This window comes from Variovorax sp. FG153 (assembly GCF_057809595.1).
Genome location: NZ_JBMDKG010000059.1, coordinates 1 through 20,759 on the forward strand (window position 1 = coordinate 1; position 20,759 = coordinate 20,759).

Consider the following 20,759-nt stretch of genomic DNA (forward strand, 5'->3'; position numbering starts at 1 on the left):
CCCCCCCCCGCCGCGGGTCGCCGCGCGGCGTGCCGTAGACGTTGTGGAGATCGCCATGCTGGCGCGCGGCACGCGCGAGCGCGAGGTCGAGCCGGTGGGAACGCAGCAGGGCCGCGTCGGGCACCGCGCAGCCCAGCGGCACGAGCGCCGGGTTGGAGGCGTGCTCGAGCAGGGCCGCGACGGCGCCGCTGATCGACACGGTCGAGGCCTTCGAACGCAGGCGCGAGGCCGAGGGCAGCGCCAGCGTTCCGCCCTGCGTGGCGGCGACGTAGAAGCCCGACTGCGGCCGCGCGACCAGCACGCCGCGGTCTTCGAGCAGGCGGTAGGCCTGCAGCACCGTCGAGATGCTGATGCCGTGCTGCTCGCTGACGGCGCGCACCGACGGCAGGCGCTCGCCGGGCGCGAGCGTGCCGTTGTCGATCGTGTCGACGATGAGTTCCGCGAGCTGCTCGTAGCGATGGGGTGCGGGCACGCTGCCGGCCGCTTGCCTGTTGCGCTGAAGGGTGCCTGTGTTCATGGGGGCTCGTGTATGACGAGGCTCGATTGTGGGTGAAGCGGCTTCCGAAGGCACGCGAACTGTACTGGTCCGAACTCACGGAAATTGTGGCTGTTCCGATGGCCCGGCGATCACTAGCATGGCCCGTATTCCCTGCTGCCCGACACGCCCCGGGCTCTGAATGACCCTCCCACCCGGGCGACCTGGAAACGAATGACAGTGCCTGAACACGAAGCCCCCGCGGCGGCGCAGCCGGCGTGGCGCGGCCGCTTTCCCTGCAACGAGATCATTTCCCTGCTCGACGTGAACCGGCCGTTCAACCTGGCCGAGAGCACCTCGCAGGACCTGACGGTCGGCGACGTGCTCGACATGGCCGGCCTCGAGACCTTGCGCGGCCTGAAGCTGGGCTACGGCCGCTCCGCCGGCTCGGTCGAACTGCGCGAGGAGATCGCCAAGGCCTGCGGCGTGCCCGCCGAGCAGATCGTCACCACCCAGGGCACGGCGCTCGGGCTGTTCCTGCTGGCCTTCGAGGTCTGCCGGCCCGGCGACGAAGCGGTGCTCGTGACGCCCTGCTTTCCGCCGAGCCGCGACTGCCTGCGCGGCGCGGGCGTCACCGTGCGCGAGGTCGGGCTGCGCTTCGAGAACGACTACCGGCTCGACCTGGACGCGATCGCCGCCAGCCTGTCGCCGAAGACCCGACTCGTGAGCCTCGCCTCGCCGCAGAACCCCAGCGGGGTGCGCATGCCGCGCGCCGCCATCGAGCAACTGCTCGCGCTACTGCAGCGCCAGGCGCCGCAGGCCATCCTGTTCGTCGACGAGACCTACCGCGAGGCCGGCTACGGCGACGAGGCCGTGCCGGAAAGCCTGGCCGCGCTGCATCCGCGCATCGTCACGGGCGCCTCGGTGTCGAAGGCGCTGGGCGCGCCGGGCCTGCGCACCGGCTGGCTCACGGTGCCCGATGCGGACCTGCGCGCGCGGCTGGTCGTGGCCAGGATGAACACCGTGATCTCGGGTTCGGTGCTCGACGAGGCGCTGGCCACCGCGCTGCTGCGCCATCGCGAGCCCGTGCTCGCGCCGCGCCGCCGGCTGCTTGCCGAAGGCCTCGCGGCACTGGCGGCCTGGTGCGAGGCCGAGCGCGAGCGCATCGAATGGATCCGCCCGGACGGCGGCGCGCTGTGCTGCCTGCGCCTGCGCGCCGATCGCTTCGACGACGCGGCCGTCTCGCGCTTCTGGGACCTGCTGCCGCGGCACGAACTGCAGCTGGCCTCGGGCGCCTGGTTCGGCGAGAGCGAGCGCGTCTTTCGCCTGGGCTTCGGCTACCTGCCGCCGGACCGCCTGGCACCCGCGCTGTCCGCTCTTTCGACGGTGCTGGACGCCGCCGCGAAGTGAATGCACGACACTGCCTGACGCACCGACATCCCCTGGAGCCCCGCATGAAACAACCCCATCGCTACACCGTGGTCGACGTCTTCACCGCCCGACCGCTGGCCGGCAATCCCGTGGCCGTGGTGTTCGACGCCGACGGCCTGGACACCGAGGCCATGCAGGCCATCGCGCGCTGGACCAATCTCTCGGAAACCACCTTCGTGCTGCCGCCCACCGTGCCCGAGGCCGACTATCGCCTGCGCATCTTCACGCCGCGCAACGAGCTGCCCTTCGCCGGCCATCCGACCCTGGGCAGCGCGCATGCCTTCCTCGAAGCCAAACGGGGCACGCTGCGCGACGGCGGCCGGCTGGTGCAGCAGTGCGGTGTCGGCCTCGTCGACGTGACGGTGGAGGACGGCCCCGAGGGCCGCGAACTGGCCTTCGCCCTGCCCTCCGCGCAACTGGCGCCGCTGGCGGCCGACGACCTCGCGGAGCTCGGGCGCATCCTGGGCCGCCAGCCGAGCCCCGAGGCCGCGCCGGCCATCGTGGACGTGGGCCCGCGCTGGGTCGTGCTGCCGCTGGCCGACGCGGCCACGGTGATCGACCTGCAGCCCGACTTCGCGCGGCTCGCGGCCTTCGAGCGCCGTCTCGGCGTCACCGGCCTCATCGTGTACGGCCGCTACCCGCAAGGCGAGGTGTCGATGGAGGTCCGGGCCTTCGCGCCCTCGAGCGGGGTCGAGGAAGACCCCGTCTGCGGCAGCGGCAATGCCAGCGCGGCGGCCTTCCAGTGGGAACGCGGCCTGCTGCCGTCCGACGGCATCGCCTACGTGGCCGCGCAGGGGCGCTGCGTGGGACGCGATGGGCGCGTGAAGGTGCGCGTCGATGCCCACGGCAAGGTGCGCGTGGGCGGTGCCTGCGTGAGCTGCGTGGAAGGCACGCTCTCGCTCTAGCGGCCCGCGCTTCAGCCGTGCGCCGGTGGTCGCCTGCCGGTGCCCACGCCGGCCGTCGGCACCAATGGCAGCCCCAGCCGCGCGGCCGTCTCTTCCTGCACCGCCATCGCGCGCTCGAAGCCCGCGCGCGCACTCAGCCGCGACCAGTACGCGCCCACCGCCGGGCCGAAGCGCTCGTGCAGCCCCAGCACGCGCGCCAGCATCAGCGCATAGCCGAGCGAGATGTCGGCGGCCGTGAAGCGGCCGGCGCAGGCGAAGTCCCGTGTCTCGAGCAGCTGCTCGATCGTCCGCAGGCGGCCGTGGAAGAACTGCGCGTAGTCCTGCGCGGCCTGGGGCAGCCGGCGCTCCTGCGGCTCGAGCGTGCCGTAGCGCAGCACCAGGGCCTGCGGAAAGGTCAGCGAGGCCTCGCCGAAGTGCAGCCAGTTGAGGTACTGCGCATAGCCGGCCTCGTCGCGTTCCACGTTCAGCGGCGTCGGCGCATGCAGGCTGGCCAGGTACTGACAGATCGCGACCGACTCGTTCATGCGGATCTCGCCATCGACGAGCAGCGGCACCGTGCCCTGCGGATGGATCGCGAGGTAGTCGCGCCGCAGCACGCGCGGCGGAAACGGCAGCATCTCCAGCCGGTATGGCGTGCCGAGTTCCTCGAGCATCCAGAGAACGCGGAACGAACGGGCATTCGCGCAGTGGTAGAGCGTGATCATCGGGTGCGGGGCTCGACGCCGGAAGTGGGCTCGCCGATCGTCGCTCGCAGCGTGCCGGCGCGCCTTGCGTCGATTGGCTGAGTTGCCGCGCGCCGCCATGCCAGCCAGTCTGCGCAAGCGCCGCCCCGCCCGGCGCGCATAGCCTGCGCATCCCGCGATCGAGCGATCGCGATTCCGGAGCGTTCATGCCTTCCCTCAGATCCAAGACCCTCTTCGTCACCGGTGCGAGCCGCGGCATCGGCAAGGCCATCGCGCTGCGGGCCGCGCGCGACGGTGCCAACATCGTGGTCGCCGCCAAGACCGCGACGGCCGACCCGTGCCTGCCGGGCACCATCCACAGCGCCGCCGAGGAGATCGTCGCGGCCGGCGGCCAGGCGCTCGCGGTGGTGGTCGACGTGCGCGACGAAGCGCAGGTTCGCGCGGCCGTCGATGCCGCCGTGGCGCGCTTCGGCGGCATCGACATCCTGGTCAACAACGCCAGCGCGATCCACCTCGAGACGGTGGAGCACACGCCGATGAAGCGCTACGACCTGATGTTCGAGATCAACGCGCGCGGCAGCTACCTCTGCGCGCAGGCTTGCCTTCCGCACCTCGAGAAGGCCGCCAATCCGCACATCCTGACCCTGTCGCCGCCGCTGGACCTGAACCCCAAGTGGTTCGCGCGCCATGCGGCCTACACCACCTCGAAATACGCGATGAGCATGCTGAGCCGCGGCCTGGCCGAGGAGCTGCGCGAACGCGGTATCGCGAGCAATTCGTTGTGGCCGCGCACCGTGATCGCCACCAGCGCGCTGCGCATCGCGGCGCCCGAGGTGGCGGGCCAGGCACGCGTGCCGGCCGTCATGGCCGACGCCGCCTGGCACATCCTGACCCGGCCGAGCCGCGAGCTCACGGGCCAGCTGCTGCTCGACGAGCAGGTGCTGCGCGAGGCCGGCGTGACCGACTTCGCGCCCTACCTCGTGACGCCGGGCGTCGAGCCGCTGATCGACTTCTTCGTGGAACCGTGACCTCTTCGCTTCGACACCCTTCAGGAGACCCTCGCATGCAGACCATCGACCCCGAACGCGCGGCCATCGCGCGCGTGTCCCTCGCCGACATCGTGCGCCGCGGCGCCCGCCGCCATCCCGGCAAGACCGCCGTGATCCAGGGCGAGCGGCGCATCAGCTTCGCCGAACTCGATGCGGGCAGCGAGCGCGTCGGCGAGGCGCTGCGCGACCAGGGATTCACGGGCCACCGCATCGCGACCCTGTGCCTCAACTCGATCGAGCACCTGAGCGCGATCCAGGCCATCCACAAGTCCGGCAATGTCTGGGTGCCGGTCAACGTGCAGCTCGACGCGGCAGCGATCGAGCACGTGCTGAGCCATGCCGAGGTCAGGGGTGCCTTCATCGACGCCGCGCTCTACGCCGTGCCGGCGCTGCGCGCGCTGATCGAGCGCCTGGGCCTGCTGACGGTGGTGATCGGCGGCCCGCAGCCGGCCGCCGCGGGCACCCTGCCCTTCGACGCGCTGGCCTCGCGCGCGCCCACGCAGCCGCTGGGCGCGCCGGGCGGCGACGACGAGCTCGCGCTGATCATGTACACCAGCGGCACCACCGGCAAGCAGAAGGGCGTGATGCATTCGCACCGCTCGGTGCACGGCGCGCTGCTGAGCTGCGCGCAGAGCTTCGAGGCCACCGAGCACGACGTGGTCGGCTCGGTGCTGCCGCTGTTCCATTGCGCGCAGCACACCATCAGCATGGGCGCGCTGCTGACGGGCGCCACGATCTGGCTGGCCAGCGGCTTCGATCCCGCGGCCATGCTGGCGGCGATCGAGCGCGAGCGCATCAGCTGGCTGTCGTGCCTGCCGATGATGTACGACGCGCTGATGAAGCATCCGCGGCGCCCCGCCACCGATCTCTCGTCGCTGCGCCTGTGCATGTACGGCCTGGCGCCGATACCGAAGAACCTGCTCGCGCAGATCCGCAGCGAGATGTGCGCCGATGTGCGCCTGGGCACCGGCCAGACCGAGATGTACCCGCCGACCATGGTCTACCGCGCGAGCGACCATCCCGGCAAGGACGGCAACTGCTGGGGCATGTCGGTGGCGGGCGTCGAGACCGCGGTGATGGACGACGACGGCCGCCTGCTCGGGCCGGGCGAGATCGGCGAGATCGTCCATCGCGGTCCCAACGTCTTCCTCGGCTACCTCAAGGACCCCGAGGCGACGGCCGCGGCGCGCCGCTTCGGCTGGCACCACACGGGCGACATCGGCATGTTCGAGGCCGACGGGCAGATGCTGTTCCTCGACCGCAAGAAGGACATGATCAAGTCCGGCGGCGAGAACGTCTCGAGCATCAAGCTCGAGGCGGTGCTGCTGGCCCATCCAGCGGTCGGCGCCGCGGCCGTGGTGGGCCTGCCGCATCCGCATTGGGGCGAGGCGGTCGCGGCCTTCGTGGTGCGGCGTCCCGGCGCCGAAGCCTGCGGCGAGGACGAGCTGCTGGCCTTCTGCCGCGAGCGCCTGGGTCGCTTCGAGGTGCCGAAGTCGATCCGCTTCGTCGATGCGCTGCCGATGACGCCGACGGGCAAGGTGCAGAAGTTCCAGCTGCGCAGCGGGCACCTGGAGCTGTTCGCGTCCGGGCAGCGATGAAGGGTCCGCACCCCTCAACGCCCGAACACCCCCTTCATGTGTAGCGGCGCTCGAGCGCATCCCATTCGGGCTTGCCCACCAGCCGCTGGCGCTCGGCGAACGGTGCGACCAGCGCGGGATCTTCCTCGAGCCGCCTCGCATCGCGCAACACCGTGAGTGCCTTCTGCATGCCGACCACGGCGCCCTGCAGCGCGGCGTTCGCGTACAGCACGAGGCCATAGCCCATGCCGCCGAGGTCCTCGGCGCCGAAGACGGGCGTCTTGCCGCCGATCACCATGTTCATGAGCTGCGGCCGGTCGAGGCGCTGCGGCAAGGCGCGGATCTGCTCGGCGCTGGTGACCGCCTCGACGAACAGGATGTCGGCGCCGGCCTCGGCGAACTGCTGCGCGCGCTCGATCGCGGCTTCGAAGCCCAGCACGGCACAGGCGTCGGTGCGCGCCAGGATCAGCAGGTCGGGGTCCTGCCGCGCATCGACGGCCGCCTTGATCTTGCTCACGGCCTCCTCCGTCGAGATGACGGCCTTGCCCTCGAAGTGGCCGCAGCGCTTGGGCGCGATCTGGTCCTCGAGCTGGATGCAGTCGGCGCCCGCGCGCTCGAGGGTGCGCACCGCATGGCGCACGTTGAGCGCGTTGCCGAAGCCGGTGTCGGCATCGACGATCAGCGGCACGCGTACCGCATCGCGGATGCGCGCCGTGTGGTCGGCCATCTCGGCCAGGCCCACGAAGCCCTGGTCCGGCAGGCCGAACCACATGTTGGTGACGCCGGCGCCGGTGATGTAGATCGCCTCGAAGCCCAGGTCCTCGACGATGCGGGCCGACAGGGCATTGAAGGCGCCCGGAACGATGACGCCGCGGCGGGCCTGCGCCAGGGCGCGCAATTGTTGTTTGGTATTCATGGATCGGCTGGAAGGAAAAGGAAGAAGAGCCCGCGGTGCGCTCACTTCTCCTGCATCCGGGCCGCCTTGACGATCTCGCCCAGGCGCTTGCGCTCGGCATCGGTGAACTTCACGAACTCCTGGCGCGTGCCGCCCACGGGCTCGATGCCCAGGCCCTGGAGCTTGGCCACGGTGGCGGGGTCGCGCATGGCCTTGTCGACGGCGGCGGCGAGCTTGTCCAGGATGTCGTTGGGCGTGCCGCGCGGCGCATGCAGGCCGGCCCAGTGCGCGATCTGCAGCTCGGGGAAGCCCTGCTCGACGGCCGTGGGCAGTTGCGGGTAGGCCGAGATGCGCTGGGTCCAGGTGGTGGCCAGCGGCTTGAACTTGCCCTCGCCCCGGATGTGCGGCAGCGCGATGATGCTGGCCTCGGAGGTGCCCTCGACCTGCCCGCCCAGCACGGCGGTCGTGCTCTCCGAGCCGCTCTTGTACGGCACGGCCTGCAGCTTCGCGCCGTACTTCACATTGAGCATCTCGGCCACGAAGTGCGGCGTGCTGCCGGTGCCCGCGGTCGCGAAGTTGAAGCCCGCGCCCTTCTTCGAGGCCTCGACGAAGTCGCGCAGGTTGTCGTACGGGGCCGACTGGGGCACCACGATCACCGAGGGCGCCAGGCCGATCATGACCACGGGCACCAGGTCCTCGTCCTTGAACGGCAGGGACTTCTTGATCATGCTGTTGGAGATCACGCCCGCGGCGCTGATCAGGAAGGTGTAGCCGTCGGGCGCGCTGCGCGCCACCAGGTCGGCGCCGAGCGAGCCGCCCGCGCCGGGACGGTTGTCGATGATGACCGGCTGGCCCAGCACCTTGGCCGCCCCTTCGGCCGCCGAGCGCGCCAGCAGGTCGTTGGCGCCGCCCGCCGCGAACGGCACGACGAAGCGGATGGACTTGGCGGGCCAGGCCTGGGCCTGCGCGGCCAGCGGCAAGGCACAGGCCAGCGCGGTGGCGGTCAGGCAGGCGATGGTGGAAAGGCGATGGAAGCGCACGGGAGGTCTCCTTGGTTTTGGGCTGGAAGCCGGGGTTTGCGCAAGCGTTGTGCCATCGGCGCCAGGGGTGCGTCCCTCGTTTCCAAGTCATTGATTCGAAAGGAATTCGCGCTGCCTCGGCGAGTGCTCGTCCCGTTCTGGATTTCAATCTGATTTCATGAATGAGACAATGAAATCCATTGAAATGAATACATTGCCCGCCGCTCCGAGCCCTCATTCCCCCACCACGCCGCGACCGCTGCACATCGTGGCCGTGGCCCGCCACCGACTGGGTCGCGTGCTGGCACGGCTGATACCGGAGGTGGCCGGGCAGGCGCAGGTCGAACTGGTCGGGCAGGCCTTCGACGATGCCGTGGCGGCCGTGCGCGCGCTGCATGCCCGGCGCCCCGTCGACGCGGTGGTGGCCGCGGGCGCCAGCGGCGAATGGCTGCGCCGGCACCTGGACATTCCGGTGGCCATCGTGGAGGTGCGCGGCTTCGACCTGATGCGCGCGCTGGCCGCGGCGCGCGCCCTCTCGCCCCGGGTAGGTCTGGTGTCGTTCGACGGTCCGTCGGAGCACCTTGCGCAGCTCGACGCGCTGTTCGGCATGGGCATCGCGCAGTTCAGCTACCGCGGCGCGGAGGACGCGCCGGCCTGCGTGGAGGCCCTGCGCGCCGCCGGCATCGAGGCCGTGGTGTCGCCCGGGCTGGTGGCCGACCTGGCCGAGCAGGCCGGCATCGCCAGCGTGCTGATGTACTCCGAGGACGCGGTGCGCCAGGCGCTGCAGGACGCCCTCCACCTGGCGCGCCACGGCCATGCCGAGCGCGCGCGCCGCGAACGGCTCGGCACCATCCTCGGCCAGTTGCAGGACGGCGTGGTCGCGGTCGACCTGCGCCAGCGCATCGAGGCCCTGAACCCCGCCATGGCGCAACTGCTCGGCGCTTCCGTGGCGCAGCTCGTCGGCCGCGTGCTGAGCGAGGTGGAGCCCGTGCTGGACCTCGGCGCCACCTTGCGCCTGGGCGAAGCCCCGGTCGAGGAGGTGCTGCAGATCGGCATGCGCACGCTGGTCGTGCGGCGCGCGCCCATCGTCGAGAACGGCGAGGTCACCGGCGCGCTGCTGGTGTGCCGCGACCCTGCCGCGATCCAGCGCGCCGACCGCCACCTGCGCGCCAACCAGCGGCAACGCGGCGCGCCCGCGCGCTACCGGATCGAGGCCTTCGCGGGCGACGGCGCCGCGGCACGGCGCGTGCGCGAGCTGGCGCGGCAGTGCGCGGCCAGCGACGCCACCGTACTCATCGTCGGCGAGAGCGGCACCGGCAAGGAGCTGGTGGCCCAGGGTATCCACAGCGCGAGCCGGCGCGCCACCCAGCCCTTCCTGGCCGTGAATTGCGCCGCGCTGGGAGAGAGCCTGCTCGAAAGCGAACTGTTCGGCCACGAGGAAGGCGCCTTCACCGGCGCGCGGCGCGGCGGCAAGACCGGCCTGATCGAGGCCGCCCACACGGGCACCCTGTTCCTCGACGAGATCGGGGACATGCCCCTGGCGCTGCAGACCCGGTTGCTGCGCGTGCTGCAGGAGCGGGAGGTGCTGCGCGTGGGCGCCACCGCGGCGGTGCCGGTCGACCTGCGCGTGATCGCGGCCACCCATGCCGACCTGGCGGGGCAGGTGGAGCGTGGCCTCTTTCGGCGTGACCTGTACTACCGGCTCGCGGTGCTGCGCATCGAGACGCCACCGCTGCGCGAGCGCGGTGCCGATATCGCGTCCCTGGCCGCCGGCCTGATGGCGCGCCGCGCGCCCGCGGCGGGTGTGCCCGCGGACCGGGCATCGGCCTGGCTCGCCGCCTTGCTGGAGCTGGCCGCGGGCTACGGCTGGCCCGGCAATGTGCGCGAACTCGAGAACCTCGTCGAGCGCCTGCTGGCCTGCCACGGCTACCTGGCGCCCGAGGGCCGGCTGGACCGCGCCCGGCTGCTCGAGGTGTTCGCGGAATGCACGCAGGCGCGTCCGGCGCCCGCGCGCAATCGCCTGCTCAAGGGCGCGCGCACGGCCGCGGAGCGGCAACGGGTGCGCGAGGTGCTGCAGTCGGTCCAGGGCGACCAGGACCAGGCCTGCGCCATCCTCGGCATCAGCCGTTCGACGCTGTGGCGGCGGTTGCGCGACGAGGCGCCGAAGGCCTGACGAGGCGATTCCTTTCGGGGTGACACCCACTTCTGCGCAGCTTCGAGAGCATGCAAAGGATGATCTGGTGCGACGTTGGCGTGGAGTCGGCGGACACCTGAACCGCAGGTGTCGCAGATCGCCCGCGGGCCCTCTCAGCCCCGCTCTTTGTGCTCCCCGCGAATGATCTGGTGCAACGTGCGCAACAGCACCTCCGGCTGCACCGGCTTGAACATCACGACCAGCCCGCTGGCATAGGCCGCGCGCACCCGCTCGGGATCGGTATCGCCCGTGACCAGGATCGTGGGCACGCGGCGGCCTGCGAGCCGGCGCAGTTCGGCGGTCGCCTCGATGCCGTCCTGCGGATCGGCGAGCCGGAAGTCGATGAGGAAGGCGTCGAAGCCGTCGGGCGTGGCGCGCACCTGCGCGCTGGCATCGGCGAGCCGGCAGGTGATCTCGATGCGCTCGCAGTAGGGCGCGAGCCACATGCGCACCGCCTCGCCCACCGGCTGCTCGTCGTCGAGCAGCAGCACGCGCGGCGGCACCAGCGGCAGTTCGATGATGTCGGCCTGCGCGGCATCGGGCATGGCCGCGGGCGCGATGGGCAAGGCGGTGGGCACGGGCGGGCGGCGCGGCAGGTCGACCCAGAACACGCTGCCGTGGCCGAGCCGCGAGCGCACGCCGATCTCGCCGCCGAGCAGGTCCACCAGCCGCTTGACGATCGCCAGCCCGATGCCCAGGCCACGCGCGACGTCGCGCTGCGGGTTGTCGACCTGGTAGAACTCGTCGAACACATGCGGCAGGTGCTCGGGCGCGATGCCCAGGCCGGTGTCCCACACGGCCAGCCGCAGGCGGTCGCCGCGCGGCCGCGCGCTCACGAGGATGCCGCCCTGGCGCGTGTACTTGAGCGCGTTGTCGACGAAGTTGGTCAGCACGCGCAGCAGCAGGTCGCCATCGGTCTGCAGCCATTCGGGCGCGGTGTGGAAGCGCAGCGCGAGGCCCGCCTGCTGGGTGCGCGGCTCGAAGATCTGCGACAGCCGCAGGAACAGCGGGTCCACCGCCATCCGCACCGGCTGCGGCACCACCGTGCCGGCATCGATCTTGGAGATGTCGAGCATCGCGTTGAGCAGGCCGCTCACCGCATCGGTGGCCTGCACCACGCGGCCGGCCACGGGGGCCAGCGGATGGTCGGCCAGGTCGCGCTCTAGCGAGCGCGAGAACAGCGCCAGCGCATGCACCGGCTGGCGCAGGTCGTGGCTGGCCGAGGCGAAGAAGCGGCTGCGCTCGCGGTTGAGGCGCTGCAGCTCGAAGGACTGGCGCAGCAACTGCTCGCTCAGCAGTTCCTTGTCGATCTGGTCGGACAGGCTGCGCCGGATCAGCTGGTGCTGCGACAGCGCATAGCGCGCCATCGAGCCGCCGAACAGCAGCCCGACCACGCAGGTGAACCAGCCGTCGGTGCCGCCCATCCAGGCGAAGCGCGTGACCACGCCCAGCGTGAGCGGAATCGTGACCACGGGCACCATCGCGCGCCAGGTGGCGATCACCGGCACCGAGCCCATCAGCACCGCGAACATGCCCAGCAGCAGGATCAGGATGCGCATCGGCGACTCGGTGCCCGGCGGCATCAGCGCCCAGGGCGCCAGGGTCCACATCGACATGTAGGCACCCAGCGGCAGCATGAAGCGCCACGCGCCATCGGGCTGGCGCAGCGTGAACTCGGGCTCGGGATAGAGGCGCGCGTTCCAGCGCATGAACACCAGCCGCAGGCACAGCAGCGTGCAGATCGCGACGCCCCATGCCAGCGCGCCGTAGCCGCGCGTCATTCCGAAGAACACGCCGGCCATCGCGATCGCCGAGGCCAGCGCCGTCAGCACCGTGGGCGGGCCCATCACGAACATGCGGCGCAGCAGGCGTTCGCGGACCAACTGCGCATGGGAATCGGCGGGTCCGGGCACTTGGCCCGACGGGGTGGAGGTGGCGCCCGGCGTACGCATGGGCGGCAGTGTAAGGGTCGGCCGCTTCGGGCCGAGGCCCGGCGGCCGCCGGGAACGCGATCGAGGCAGCACGCCGGCTCATCACGGGCGGGCTTGCAAGCCAAGCTCACTGCATCTCGGCCAGCGCCTCCTTGACGCCCTGCTCCTGCAATGGCGTGTCGCCGCCGTCGAGGTGCAAGGCCGCGTGCGGCGGTACCGGGGTTGCGCAGTCCTTGTGGATCACGCCATCCTTCATCACCAGTTGCACCCTGGCCGGGTCCGTCAGCAGCGACAGGTCTTGCAGCGGGTCACCGTCCACCAGGACGATGTCGGCGAGAAAGCCGGCCTTCAAGCGTCCCAGTTCGTCGGGGCGCAGCATGATCTGTCCGCCAAGCCGGGTCGCAGCCATCAGCGCCTCCTTGGGTGTCATGCCGATGTAGTCGACGAAGTACTGGAGGTCGTTGGCATTGGTGCCGTGCGGCATCCACGCGAATCCGTAGTCGCCACCCGGCAGGATGCGAATGCCGCGCTTGTGCATCTCGCGCAGCGACGCCGATGCGATCTCCAGTTCGCGCTTGTAGCCCATCTGCGTGGCGACCGCCTCCGTGATGCCGTACTCGGCCGCGTTGTAGGTCGTGCGAATGAGCCAGCCGATGCCCGGCGCGACGAAGTGCCGGTCCTTGGCCGCCTCGAGCATGTCGAGCGCTTCCGAATCGGCAAAGCTGGCGTGGTAGACCATCTCGATGCCGTGGCGCACGCACTGCTTGACCGACTCGCTGGAGCGCGCATGCGCGGCCATGCGCTTGCCGTAGCGCTTCGCTTCCTGCGCCAGCATGGCGACCTCGTCTTCGGCGAACGGCGACATCTCCGCGGGCAGGCCGGCGATGTACTCGCCCGACAGATTGATCTTCAGGTGGTCCACGCCGTACTTGATGAAGGTACGGGCCGACTTGCGGATCTCCTCGGGGCCGCTGCAGACGCTGCCGAAACTCAGTTCCTCGAACTTCATGTGCGGCAGCGTGTTGTCGCCCAGCGCGCCGATGGTGGTGATCTCCTGGCTGCCGGCCAGATAGCGCGGGCCGGGGAACTCGCCCGCGTCGATGGCGTTGCGCAAGACCACGTCCAGCCGCGGCTTGGCCGCTGCCGCGCCGATCGCGGAGGTCCACCCCATGTCGAGGTAGCGCTTGGCCACGCGCACGCACCAGAGCATGTGCTCCTCGGGCGGCATGAACTGAATGGCCGCGAGGGACGGCTGGTCGTTCCACGAGAAATGCGTGTGGGCCTCGGTCATGCCCGGCATGAGAAAGCGGCCTTTGCCGTCGATCACGCGTGCGTCATCGGTGCTCACTCGCTGGGGGAAGCGCGCCACTTCGACGATGCGCTTTCCCTCCACGAGAAGGTCGCCGGTGTAGGGGTCCTCGCCCGAGCCGTCGAAGATGCGAACGTTGGTGAATGCAATACGGGTCATCGTTGTCTCCTCCGGCATGCGCTGCCGGCCATGGGGTTGTCGAATGGCGCCTGGCGCCGTCTCAGCGCAGTGCCGCGTAGAAGGCGTCGATTTCTCGTGCGCAGCGCTGCGGTTGTTCGAAGGTCGTCCAGTGGCCGCATCCGTCGAGCACGACGACGTGGCTGCCCGCGATGCGCTCCTGCATGGCGCGGACGTTGTGCGGCGGCGCCACGCCATCCTGATCGCCGGTGACCAGCAGGGTGGGCACATCCAGGCGTTCGAGCGCGGCCGACTGCGCATCGGCGAGCGCCGCGCAGCTTTGCGCGTAACCCTCGGGCGACTGGCGCATCACGCTCTCCCGCACCAGCGCGAGCACCGCCGGTTGTTGTTCCTTCGTTGGCGTGCTGGTCGCGCCCTTCACGATGGCATCGGCGATCTCCTGCATGGCGGCCACACCGCCCCGCGCCGCGTTGGCACGGGCCGCGATGTTGGGGCGGGCGGCATCGGGAGGCGCGGCCAGCGGGCCGAGGAGCACCAGCGATTTCACCGTGCCGGGACGGCGAAGCGCCAGGTGTTGGGCGACGATCGTGCCCATCGAGTGGGCCATGACATGCACCGATCCGATGTCGAGCGCCGAGAGCAACTGCACCATCGCGTCCACGTAGCGCTCGATCGACAACGCCTTGCCGTCTTGCGGCAGCGGCGACCTCGCGCTGCCTGGAAGATCGGGCCTGATGCAGTGGAAGCCGCCGAGCACCGGCAACAGGGGTGTCCAGTTGTTCGAGGAGCCGCCGAGTCCGTGGATGCACAGCAGTGCCTCGCCGGTGCCGTCGATCTCGACGGTCAGGTCGTTCAGAATTCGAGTCGTCATGCGCAGCCCTTCAGACGAACTTGTTCTCGATGGCGCCGAGCCGGTCGATCTCCACGCGCACCACGTCGCCGGCGCGCAGGTAACGCGGCGGACTCATGCCCATGCCCACGCCGGCCGGCGTGCCGGTCGCGATGACGTCGCCGGGGTAGAGCGTGATGCCGCGCGAGATGGTCTCGATGAGCGTGGGGATGTCGAAGATCATGTTCTCGGTGGGACCGTCCTGGCGCAGTTCGCCGTTGACCCAGCAGCGCACGCGCGTCCTGGTGCCGTCGAACTCGTCGGCGGTGACGATCCACGGGCCCATCGGGCAGAAGGTGTCGAAAGACTTGCCCAGGTCCCACTGGCCATGGCGCATCTGCACATCGCGCGCGGTCACGTCGTTGACGACCGTGTAGCCGAACACATGCGACATCGCAGCGGCGCGCGCGATGTTCTTGCCGCCCTTGCCGATCACGACGGCCAGTTCGGCTTCGTAGTCGATCTGGGTGGAGACCTCGGAAGGAACGAGCACGTCGTCGTGCGGGCCCACGACGCACTCGGGCACCTTGGTGAAGACGATGGGCCACTCGTCGGTCCTGGCCGTGTTGTCCTTGAACACCGAGGCCGCCAGCTCCTTGGCGTGCGCATGGTAGTTGCGGCCCACGCACCAGAGGTTGCGGCGGGGCCTGGGCAGCGGCGCATCGAGCACCACCTCGCCCAGGTCGACGGCGGGGCCGGCCCGCTCCGGGAGCGAGCCGCCTTCGGCAAGGGACTGGATCAGCGTCAGCACGCCGCTGTCGGCCTGGACCTGCGTGAGCTGCAGCGGGGTGACGGTCTTTCCGTCGACGCAGACGAGGCCGACCTTGCGGTGGCCTTCGCTCGTGAAAGTGGCGATTCGCATGAAGCTTTGCTCCTGTGTTGTGGCGATGCGGCAACTCTAGGAATTGCGGGCCCACGCCGCTTATCGGTCGATCCGGCGACGTATCGGATCGTCTGATGTCCTCCTAAGGACTTACCCGAGGCGCGGTGCCGGTCGCGGAGCCGGGAAGGAACAATCGCCGCAAACCACCTCGATGAAGCAGACAGATGCAGGAAGCCTATGCACTTCACGAAGGCGCGTTCGGCACGGCGATCGTCCTGGAGGCGAGCGCCAATCTGGTGTCGCACGCCCACTCGGAAACGCAGCTCGCCCTTTGGCTCGGCGGGGCGCGCGCCTGCGCGCATGTCGGTGCGCAAACCGTGCCCTACAGCGAGAGCGTGGCGCTGGGCGTGAACGCGTTCGAGGCGCACGACATGGTTCGCCTGGACGACAGCGGATCGAGCCTGTTCATCGTCTTCATGATCAAGAAGGAGTGGCTCGACGAGCTCGGCCAGGCGAAGGACCGCAGCTTTCGCTTTCCCTCGCCGCGGGTGCCCATCGGCGATGCGCTGCGCCGCTCATGCTGGCGTGTGCTGGACCTGATGATCTCCGCCGGCAGCGGACGCGACCAGGTCGACAGGGAGGTGGAGCGCCTGCTGGAAGCCGCCATCGCGGCCTCCAGGACGGGCGGCGAGGCCCCTTCGGTCGCGGCGGGCATCGGCGTCACGCTCGATCATCGCCTTCGGGCCGCCATCGCCCATATGCGCGCGCACGTCTCGGAGAAAACGACCATCGACGAGATCGCTGCCAAGGTCGGCCTGTCGCGGGCGCACTTCTTCGCGTTGTTCCGCGACCAGTTGCACACGACACCGCAGGTGTTCTGGAGCGGCGTGCGCGTCGAGGAAGCGATGCGTCGCGTCAGCGAAGGTGGCGAACTCACGGACGTTGCGCTCGACCTGGGTTTTTCGGCGCCCGGCAACTTCTCGCGCTTCTTCAAGGAGCACACGGGGATTTCGCCATCGATCTTCAAGCGGGCCACGCGCGCGCCTTCTCCTGTCACCGTGACGGGCATTCCGCGCGAGGGGCAGAGCCCCTCTCCATCCGCCGATGTGCCGGAAGATGAAGGCGAACGCGGCCATATCCGCAGCATATGAAAACCACTCCTGAATCGGTCTGGTGCTGCCCGCCGGCATGCCGGCGGCGGCGCGGCGCGAAGTCCCGCAGGCCTGGCAGCGCACGCTGATCAGCCCGAAGCTGCGCCAGCCCCTGGTCGCGCGGGGCTTCGATCCCGTCTCGGGCGATCCCGCTGAAATGCGGCGCACCGTCGCCGCCGAGATCGCGCGCCACCGCGCGCTGCTCGCGAGCGGCCGCATCAAGATCGATGGAGCGGCCTGCCCTTCGCAAGATCCATGACGGAGAGACGCGCGATGGGGCCGATCAGCCGATCACGGCTTGCGCGCCTTCGGCGTCTTCTTCTTCGGCTCGATCTCCAGCCCCGTGATGCCGTTGAGGAACAGCTGCGTCGCGATCGGTGCCATCTGGTCGTAGGAGAAGCGTCCCCCGGGCTTGAACCAGGTGAACATCCAGTTGAGCATGCCGAACAGGAACATGGTCAACAGCTTGTGCAGCTGCGAGGCGTGCAGGTCGGGACGTGTGGCGGCGATGGCGTCGGCGAACACCCGCACCACCGTGCGCTCCTTGTCGAGCACGCGCGCCTGCGCCTCGGGGGCCAGGAAGCGCACGTCCTCGGTGAGCACGCGGTGCTCGTGCTGCGCCTCGGCGTACTCGGCCATGAAGGCCTCGATCAGCTCGGGCAGTCGCTCGTCGGGCGCGAGCTGCAGCGCTTCCACGCCCGTGACGATGTCGACCAGCCGCGACACATGGCCGTCGGCGATGTGAAGCAGCACCTCGGCCTTGTCCTTGAAGTGATGGTAGAGGCCGGGCTTGGACAGGTGGCTGGCCTCGGCGATCTCGTTCATCGACGTCGCCGCATAGCCCTTGCGGGCGAACAGCTCGGCGGCGGCCCTGGCGATCAGGCTGCGCTGGTCGCCGGGACGGGAGGAAGCGGTGTCAACGGTCATGGATGGCAATGAGGGGCTGCGCGCGAGGCCACGCGGTCCGCGATCTTAGGGGTTAGTCCCGAGCCCTTGCCGCTTGCCCGTGTCCGCACTGCTGCGTTAGCCTTGCGCGGCTTCCAAACCGACCGGTCGGTTGGTTTTCTGATCGATCCACCGGCACCCCATCAAAAAATCGGAGACAACCATGCGTGACGAGAAGTGTGTGAACCGTGTCCTGCTGTCGGCGGGCCTGCTGATGGCCGCCGGCCTGGCCCTGCAGGGCTGCGGGGGTGGCGGCGGAGGCGGCGGCGGCTTCTTCCCGATTCCGGCGCCCGCGCCCGCACCGGCCGCGCCGCCGCCCGCGGGTCCGTCGGGCCCCAGCGTCGAGCAGCTCAAGAGCACCTGCAACGGCCTCAAGGGACAGGTGCTGGCGGGCGTCACGGTCACGCAGACCGCGCGCTTCGAAGCCAAGGCGGCGGTCAACGCTTCGGGCTTCTGCCAGGTGCTGGGCACGCGCGCGCCCTTCCTCGACATCGAGATCGACGTGCCCGACAACTGGACCGGCCGCTACTGGCAACAGGGTGGCGGCGGTTTCGACGGACGCATCGCCTCGGCGGTGACCAAGGACGGCGGCGGCGCGGTGACGGCGGTCGACCCCACGCTCGCGATCAAGGGCGCGGTGTACGCGGCCTCGAACGGCGGCAACCGCGCGAGCGTGCCCGCGCAGGCGGCGCCCGGCGTCTGGGCCAGCGGCACGGCCGAGGGCCAGCAGTCGGCGACCGACTACGCCTATGCCGCGGTGGGCACCACGCTGCGCTTCGGCAAGGCCGTCGCCCAGGCCTTCTTCGGCAAGGCGCCGACGCACAGCTATTTCAACGGCTGCTCCAACGGCGGACGCAATGCCTACATCGCCGCGCAGCGCTGGCCGCAGGAGTTCGATGGCATCGTCTCCGGCTGCGAGACCATGGACATGGCGGGCCAGACCAGCGCCTGGCTGCGCGCGGCCTCGCTGACCGGCACGCCCGCGGCGCTGAGCCCCGCGCAGACCGGCGCGGCCTATGCGGCCGCACTGTCGGCCTGCGATGCGCTCGACGGCGCCAGCGACAACCTGATCGGCAATCCGCAGGCCTGCAGCTTCGATCCGGCCGTGCTGCAGTGTGGCATGGCGGGCGCGAGCAGCGATCCGGCCCTTTGCCTGAGCGCCGCGCAGGTGGGCACGCTCCAGTCCTTCCTGTCGCCGCTGAAGCTCTCGAACGGCTCGACCGTGCTCTCGGGCTATTCGTGGGGCAACGGCCTCGGGCTCGGCTGGGGCGGACTCGGCGGCGGCTTCGCGCTGCTCGCGAGCGGCGACCCCGCCTGGCTCACGCCGGCCAGGCAGGCGGGCTTCCAGCTCGAGACCGACTACTACATGCTCGGCGCGGGCCTGGCGCGCATCGGCGCCGACCACGACAAGGCCGCCATCGCCAGCTACGTGGCCTCGGGCCGCAAGCTGATCTCCTGGCACGCCGGCAGCGACGCGCTGCTGTCGCCGAACGACCACTATCGCAACTGGACCACCATGACGGGCATCGCCAGGTCGCTGGGGCTCGCCGATCCGAACAGCGCGACGCGCTTCTTCATCGTTCCCGGCGGCGGGCATGGCGCGGGCGGCAGCCTGCAGGAAGTGGACTGGGCCTCGGCCATCATGGGTTGGGTGGAGAACGACGACGCGCCCACGCAGCTGACCTACAACTTCACCAGCGGCGGCGCGGCGCGCAGCATGCCGGCCTGCCAGTACCCCAAGTACCCGAAGTACAAGGGCTCGGGCGATGTGAACGCGGCGGCGAGCTACAGCTGCAGCTGAGGGCCGCGGCATCGCGCGGTGTTCTCGTACCATCGATGCATGAGCATCGAAGCGCAAGCCGCCTCCCCTCTCCTCGTCGACATCGGCGTCAACTTCCACTCGAGCCAGTTGGCGTCGATGACCGCGCCGCTGCTGGCGCGCGCCAAGGCCGCGGGCGTCGCGCAGATCCTGGCCACGGGCACCTCGCTCGCCTCGAGCCTGCGCGCGCTCGAGCTGGCGCGGGCGCATCGGGGCCTGGTCTTCGCGACCGCGGGCGTGCATCCGCATGACGCGAAGTCCTTCGACGCCGCCACCTTCGAGCAGCTGGCCGAACTCTGGCGCTGCCCCGAGGTCGTGGCGGTCGGCGAGTGCGGCCTCGACTACAACCGCAACTTCTCGACGCCCGAGGCACAGCGCGCGGCCTTCGACCGGCAGCTCTCGATGGCCGCGCGGACCGGCAAGCCGCTGTTCCTGCACTGCCGCGATGCCTTCGCCGATTTCCACGACATGCTCGCGCCCGTGGTGGCCGATGGCGCGCACGGCGTGGTGCACTGCTTCACCGGCGACCGCGCCGAAGCCGAGGCCTTTCTCGCGATGGGCCTCGATATCGGCATCACGGGCTGGGTGACGGACCTGCAGCGCGGCCAGGCCTTGCGCGCGGCCATCCGGGCCATTCCGCTGGACCGGCTGCACCTCGAGACCGATGCGCCCTACCTGATGCCGAAGAACGCGGGCCTGCGCGGCAAGCCGAACGAACCGGCGTACCTGCCTTGGGTGGCCGCGGGCGTGGCCGAACTGCTCGAACGCGATGTCGCCGAGATCATCGCGGCCTGCAGCGCCAACAGCCGGCGCTTGTTCGGACTCCCACCCATCGAGGCCGCCGCATGAGCACGTCGAGAAAGATCGCGATCGAGGTCGACGCCGAGCTGCGCGTGTCGGGCCTGATCGATGCGGCCGACGATGCGCGCTTCGCCCTGGTGCTCGCGCACGGTGCGGGCGCGGGCATGACGCATGCGTTCATGGAGGCCGTGGCACGCGGCCTCGCCGAGCGCCGCATCGCCTGCCTGCGCTATCAGTTCCCGTACATGGAGCGTGGTTCGAAGCGGCCCGACGCGCCGCCGCTCGCGCATGCCGCGGTGCGCGCGGCCGTGGCCAGTGCCGCGGCGCATTTCCAGGGCCTGCCGCTGTTCGCGGGCGGCAAATCCTTCGGCGGACGCATGACGTCGCAGGCCCAGGCGCTGGGCCTGCTGCCCGGTGTGGCCGGGCTGGTCTTCCTCGGCTTCCCGCTGCATGCGGCCGGCAAGCCCTCGATCGATCGCGCGGCGCACCTGCACGAGGTCGACGTGCCGATGCTGTTCGTGCACGGCGCGCAGGACAAGCTCGCGGAGCCGCCCTGCTTCGCGCAGGTCGTCGCCTCGCTCGGTGACTGGGCGAGCGTCGACGAATACGCGGCGGCCGACCACGGCTTCCATGTGCCGAAGAAATCGGGCCTGACCGACGAGTTGGTGATCGAGCAACTGCTCGACCGCATGGCGGTGTGGATGCAGGCCTGGCTGCTGCCCTGA

The 20,759-nt window shown here is 70.4% G+C and carries 19 protein-coding genes; 10 read left to right on the forward strand and 9 right to left on the reverse strand.

Annotation, left to right across the window (positions count from 1 at the left end):
- Positions 1-517: GntR family transcriptional regulator (locus tag ACODT0_RS37215; protein ID WP_489043615.1), on the reverse strand; the 517-nt coding region annotated here is incomplete at its 3' end.
- 192 nt (positions 518-709) lie between these two features.
- Between ACODT0_RS37215 and ACODT0_RS37220 the strand changes: the two genes are divergently transcribed.
- Entirely contained in the window at positions 710-1,885 is a 1,176-nt protein-coding gene (locus tag ACODT0_RS37220) for a pyridoxal phosphate-dependent aminotransferase (RefSeq protein ID WP_489043616.1), read from the forward strand.
- Positions 1,886-1,929: 44 nt separating this feature from the next.
- Positions 1,930-2,811 (forward strand): PhzF family phenazine biosynthesis protein, encoded by an 882-nt coding sequence (locus ACODT0_RS37225; RefSeq protein ID WP_413765394.1) that lies wholly within the window; start codon positions 1,930-1,932, stop codon positions 2,809-2,811.
- An 11-nt stretch (positions 2,812-2,822) separates the two neighbouring features.
- On the opposite strand, the gene ACODT0_RS37230 is transcribed toward ACODT0_RS37225, so the two are convergent.
- Positions 2,823-3,515 carry a glutathione S-transferase family protein gene (locus ACODT0_RS37230; protein ID WP_489043617.1) on the reverse strand — a complete coding sequence of 231 codons (693 nt, stop codon included), beginning with the start codon at positions 3,513-3,515 and terminating at the stop codon, positions 2,823-2,825.
- Between the two features lie 185 nt (positions 3,516-3,700).
- Here ACODT0_RS37230 and ACODT0_RS37235 point away from each other — a divergent pair, with 185 nt between their 5' ends.
- On the forward strand, positions 3,701-4,522 hold the full coding sequence (locus ACODT0_RS37235; protein ID WP_489043619.1) for an SDR family oxidoreductase: 822 nt from the start codon (positions 3,701-3,703) through the stop codon (positions 4,520-4,522).
- A gap of 35 nt (positions 4,523-4,557) precedes the next feature.
- On the forward strand, positions 4,558-6,141 hold the full coding sequence (locus ACODT0_RS37240) for a class I adenylate-forming enzyme family protein (protein ID WP_489043620.1): 1,584 nt from the start codon (positions 4,558-4,560) through the stop codon (positions 6,139-6,141).
- A gap of 34 nt (positions 6,142-6,175) precedes the next feature.
- Here ACODT0_RS37240 and ACODT0_RS37245 read toward each other — a convergent pair whose 3' ends face one another.
- Together ACODT0_RS37245 and ACODT0_RS37250 are read right to left on the reverse strand one after the other, a co-directional pair.
- Positions 6,176-7,036: an isocitrate lyase/PEP mutase family protein gene (locus ACODT0_RS37245; RefSeq protein ID WP_093349771.1), complete on the reverse strand. Its 861-nt coding sequence runs from the start codon at positions 7,034-7,036 to the stop codon at positions 6,176-6,178.
- A gap of 41 nt (positions 7,037-7,077) precedes the next feature.
- Positions 7,078-8,031, reverse strand: a complete 954-nt coding sequence (locus ACODT0_RS37250) for a tripartite tricarboxylate transporter substrate binding protein (protein WP_057589879.1) — start codon at positions 8,029-8,031, stop codon at positions 7,078-7,080.
- Between the two features lie 208 nt (positions 8,032-8,239).
- Between ACODT0_RS37250 and prpR the strand changes: the two genes are divergently transcribed.
- Positions 8,240-10,207: a propionate catabolism operon regulatory protein PrpR gene (gene prpR / locus ACODT0_RS37255; protein WP_489043621.1), complete on the forward strand. Its 1,968-nt coding sequence runs from the start codon at positions 8,240-8,242 to the stop codon at positions 10,205-10,207.
- A 134-nt stretch (positions 10,208-10,341) separates the two neighbouring features.
- Here the strand turns inward: prpR and ACODT0_RS37260 are convergent, their stop codons facing one another.
- The 4 genes from ACODT0_RS37260 to ACODT0_RS37275 all read right to left on the reverse strand — a co-directional run bounded on the left by ACODT0_RS37260 (position 10,342) and on the right by ACODT0_RS37275 (position 15,357).
- Positions 10,342-12,180, reverse strand: coding sequence for a hybrid sensor histidine kinase/response regulator (locus tag ACODT0_RS37260; RefSeq protein ID WP_422099069.1), 1,839 nt, complete (start codon positions 12,178-12,180; stop codon positions 10,342-10,344).
- 106 nt (positions 12,181-12,286) lie between these two features.
- Positions 12,287-13,627, reverse strand: coding sequence for a metal-dependent hydrolase family protein (locus ACODT0_RS37265; protein ID WP_489043622.1), 1,341 nt, complete (start codon positions 13,625-13,627; stop codon positions 12,287-12,289).
- A gap of 61 nt (positions 13,628-13,688) precedes the next feature.
- A complete protein-coding gene (locus tag ACODT0_RS37270) occupies positions 13,689-14,477 on the reverse strand; it encodes an alpha/beta fold hydrolase (RefSeq protein ID WP_489043623.1) in 789 nt (262 codons plus the stop codon).
- 10 nt (positions 14,478-14,487) lie between these two features.
- Positions 14,488-15,357 (reverse strand): fumarylacetoacetate hydrolase family protein, encoded by an 870-nt coding sequence (locus ACODT0_RS37275; RefSeq protein WP_489043624.1) that lies wholly within the window; start codon positions 15,355-15,357, stop codon positions 14,488-14,490.
- A 185-nt stretch (positions 15,358-15,542) separates the two neighbouring features.
- Here ACODT0_RS37275 and ACODT0_RS37280 point away from each other — a divergent pair, with 185 nt between their 5' ends.
- Together ACODT0_RS37280 and ACODT0_RS37285 are read left to right on the forward strand one after the other, a co-directional pair.
- Positions 15,543-16,469 (forward strand): helix-turn-helix domain-containing protein, encoded by a 927-nt coding sequence (locus ACODT0_RS37280; protein ID WP_261213212.1) that lies wholly within the window; start codon positions 15,543-15,545, stop codon positions 16,467-16,469.
- A gap of 22 nt (positions 16,470-16,491) precedes the next feature.
- Positions 16,492-16,728: a hypothetical protein gene (locus ACODT0_RS37285; RefSeq protein WP_489043625.1), complete on the forward strand. Its 237-nt coding sequence runs from the start codon at positions 16,492-16,494 to the stop codon at positions 16,726-16,728.
- 32 nt (positions 16,729-16,760) lie between these two features.
- On the opposite strand, the gene ACODT0_RS37290 is transcribed toward ACODT0_RS37285, so the two are convergent.
- Positions 16,761-17,396: a TetR/AcrR family transcriptional regulator gene (locus ACODT0_RS37290; protein WP_413765384.1), complete on the reverse strand. Its 636-nt coding sequence runs from the start codon at positions 17,394-17,396 to the stop codon at positions 16,761-16,763.
- 199 nt (positions 17,397-17,595) lie between these two features.
- Between ACODT0_RS37290 and ACODT0_RS37295 the strand changes: the two genes are divergently transcribed.
- Genes ACODT0_RS37295 through ACODT0_RS37305 form a run of 3 tightly spaced genes read left to right on the forward strand, consistent with a single transcriptional unit; the run spans position 17,596 to position 20,759 of the window.
- The gene (locus tag ACODT0_RS37295; RefSeq protein ID WP_413765383.1) at positions 17,596-19,215 is read left to right on the forward strand and encodes a tannase/feruloyl esterase family alpha/beta hydrolase; all 1,620 of its coding nucleotides are present in this window, start codon (positions 17,596-17,598) and stop codon (positions 19,213-19,215) included.
- A 39-nt stretch (positions 19,216-19,254) separates the two neighbouring features.
- Positions 19,255-20,082 carry a TatD family hydrolase gene (locus tag ACODT0_RS37300; RefSeq protein ID WP_489043626.1) on the forward strand — a complete coding sequence of 276 codons (828 nt, stop codon included), beginning with the start codon at positions 19,255-19,257 and terminating at the stop codon, positions 20,080-20,082.
- Complete coding sequence (locus tag ACODT0_RS37305) at positions 20,079-20,759, forward strand: alpha/beta hydrolase family protein (RefSeq protein WP_489043627.1); 681 nt, start codon at positions 20,079-20,081, stop codon at positions 20,757-20,759. The genes ACODT0_RS37300 and ACODT0_RS37305 overlap by 4 nt, the downstream gene beginning before the upstream one ends.

What these genes read in the sequence shown, in the direction of transcription:
- ACODT0_RS37220 (WP_489043616.1), top strand. Translation starts at nt 710, where the DNA reads ATGACAGTGCCTGAACACGAAGCCCCCGCGGCGGCGCAGCCGGCGTGG.
- ACODT0_RS37225 (WP_413765394.1), top strand. Translation starts at nt 1,930, where the DNA reads ATGAAACAACCCCATCGCTACACCGTGGTCGACGTCTTCACCGCCCGA.
- ACODT0_RS37230 (WP_489043617.1), bottom strand. Translation starts at nt 3,515, where the DNA reads ATGATCACGCTCTACCACTGCGCGAATGCCCGTTCGTTCCGCGTTCTC.
- ACODT0_RS37235 (WP_489043619.1), top strand. Translation starts at nt 3,701, where the DNA reads ATGCCTTCCCTCAGATCCAAGACCCTCTTCGTCACCGGTGCGAGCCGC.
- ACODT0_RS37240 (WP_489043620.1), top strand. Translation starts at nt 4,558, where the DNA reads ATGCAGACCATCGACCCCGAACGCGCGGCCATCGCGCGCGTGTCCCTC.
- ACODT0_RS37245 (WP_093349771.1), bottom strand. Translation starts at nt 7,036, where the DNA reads ATGAATACCAAACAACAATTGCGCGCCCTGGCGCAGGCCCGCCGCGGC.
- prpR (WP_489043621.1), top strand. Translation starts at nt 8,240, where the DNA reads ATGAATACATTGCCCGCCGCTCCGAGCCCTCATTCCCCCACCACGCCG.
- ACODT0_RS37260 (WP_422099069.1), bottom strand. Translation starts at nt 12,180, where the DNA reads ATGCGTACGCCGGGCGCCACCTCCACCCCGTCGGGCCAAGTGCCCGGA.
- ACODT0_RS37265 (WP_489043622.1), bottom strand. Translation starts at nt 13,627, where the DNA reads ATGACCCGTATTGCATTCACCAACGTTCGCATCTTCGACGGCTCGGGC.
- ACODT0_RS37270 (WP_489043623.1), bottom strand. Translation starts at nt 14,477, where the DNA reads ATGACGACTCGAATTCTGAACGACCTGACCGTCGAGATCGACGGCACC.
- ACODT0_RS37275 (WP_489043624.1), bottom strand. Translation starts at nt 15,357, where the DNA reads ATGCGAATCGCCACTTTCACGAGCGAAGGCCACCGCAAGGTCGGCCTC.
- ACODT0_RS37280 (WP_261213212.1), top strand. Translation starts at nt 15,543, where the DNA reads ATGCAGGAAGCCTATGCACTTCACGAAGGCGCGTTCGGCACGGCGATC.
- ACODT0_RS37290 (WP_413765384.1), bottom strand. Translation starts at nt 17,396, where the DNA reads ATGACCGTTGACACCGCTTCCTCCCGTCCCGGCGACCAGCGCAGCCTG.
- ACODT0_RS37300 (WP_489043626.1), top strand. Translation starts at nt 19,255, where the DNA reads ATGAGCATCGAAGCGCAAGCCGCCTCCCCTCTCCTCGTCGACATCGGC.
- ACODT0_RS37305 (WP_489043627.1), top strand. Translation starts at nt 20,079, where the DNA reads ATGAGCACGTCGAGAAAGATCGCGATCGAGGTCGACGCCGAGCTGCGC.